Raw genomic sequence first — 1,321 nt, forward strand, 5'->3', positions numbered from 1 at the left:
ACGACGTCCTCGGGCCACTGGTTGGCCTCCGCGAGCAGCACCGTGTCCGGGTACTGGGTGTCGATCTCCTTGCGCACCCGCTTGAGGAACGCGTGGGTCTCCGGGAGGTTCTCGCAGTTCGTCCCCTCCCGCTGGTACAGGTACGGCACCGCGTCCAGCCGGAACCCGTCGATCCCGAGGTCCAGCCAGAACTTCAGCGCGGAGATCATCTCCTCCTGGACCGCCGGGTTCTCGTAGTTGAGGTCCGGCTGGTGGGAGAAGAAGCGGTGCCAGTAGTACTGCTTGCGCACGGGGTCGTACGTCCAGTTGGAGGCCTCGGTGTCGACGAAGATGATGCGCGCGTCCTGGAACTGCTTGTCGTCGTCGGCCCATACGTAGTAGTCGCCGTACGGTCCGTCGGGATCCTTCCTGGACTCCTGGAACCACGGGTGCTGGTCGCTGGTGTGGTTCATGACGAAGTCGATGATCACGCGCATCCCGCGCTGGTGCGCGGAGTCGACGAACTCCACGAAGTCGGCGAGGTCACCGAAGTCGGGCAGCACGGCGGTGTAGTCGGCGACGTCGTAACCGCCGTCGCGCAGCGGTGACTTGAAGAACGGCGGCAGCCAGAGGCAGTCGACGCCGAGCCACTGGAGGTAGTCGAGTTTGGCGGTCAGGCCCTTCAGGTCGCCGATGCCGTCACCGTTGCTGTCCTGGAAGGAGCGGACCAGGACCTCGTAGAAGACGGCTCGTTTGAACCAGTCGGGGTCCCGGTCCTTTGCGGGCGTGTCCTCGAAGGTGTCCGGGACGGGTTCGTTGACGATCATGTGGTGGGTGACCCTCCGATCCGCGGGGTGGACGGTCGCAGCGCCCTGCCGTGCTCGTCGTCGGAGGGTCCGTCGCCGGACCCCTCTCCGACGACCAGCACATGCGCCCCGCCCGGGCCAAGACGCACATAGTTGGCCCTGCCCCATTGATAGACCTCACCGGTGAGCTCGTCGCGCACCGGTACCGACTCGTGCCAGTCCAGGCCGAGTTGCGGCATGTCCAACGAGACCGTGGCCTCCTGGGTGTGGTGGGGGTCGAGGTTGGCGACCACCACAACGGTGTTCGAGCCCTTCCGTTTCGAGTACGCGATGACCGCCTCCTGGTCGGGGTGGTGGAAGTGGAGGTCGCGCAGTTGCCGCAGGGCGGGGTTCTCCCGCCGGATGGCGTTGAGCCGGGTGAGGAGAGGAACGATCGTGCGGCCCTCGCGCTCGGCGGCTTCCCAGTCGCGGGGGCGGAGCTGGTACTTCTCGCTGTCGAGGTATTCCTCGCTGCCTTCGCGCAGGGGGGTGTTCTC

The 1,321-nt window shown here is 66.3% G+C and carries 1 protein-coding gene and 1 pseudogene; both read right to left on the minus strand.

Annotated elements, in window-relative coordinates; all coding sequences use genetic code 11:
• Positions 1–806, minus strand: an 806-nt coding sequence (locus tag ACZ6A9_RS32510) for an alpha-amylase family glycosyl hydrolase (RefSeq protein ID WP_468993305.1), incomplete at its 3' end; no start/stop codon positions are given.
• A pseudogene (locus ACZ6A9_RS32515) lies at positions 803–1,321 on the minus strand (alpha-1,4-glucan--maltose-1-phosphate maltosyltransferase); the annotation flags it as partial. The pseudogene ACZ6A9_RS32515 and the gene ACZ6A9_RS32510, both read right to left, overlap by 4 nt.

It is taken from the genome of Streptomyces sp. NPDC041124, assembly GCF_055592385.1.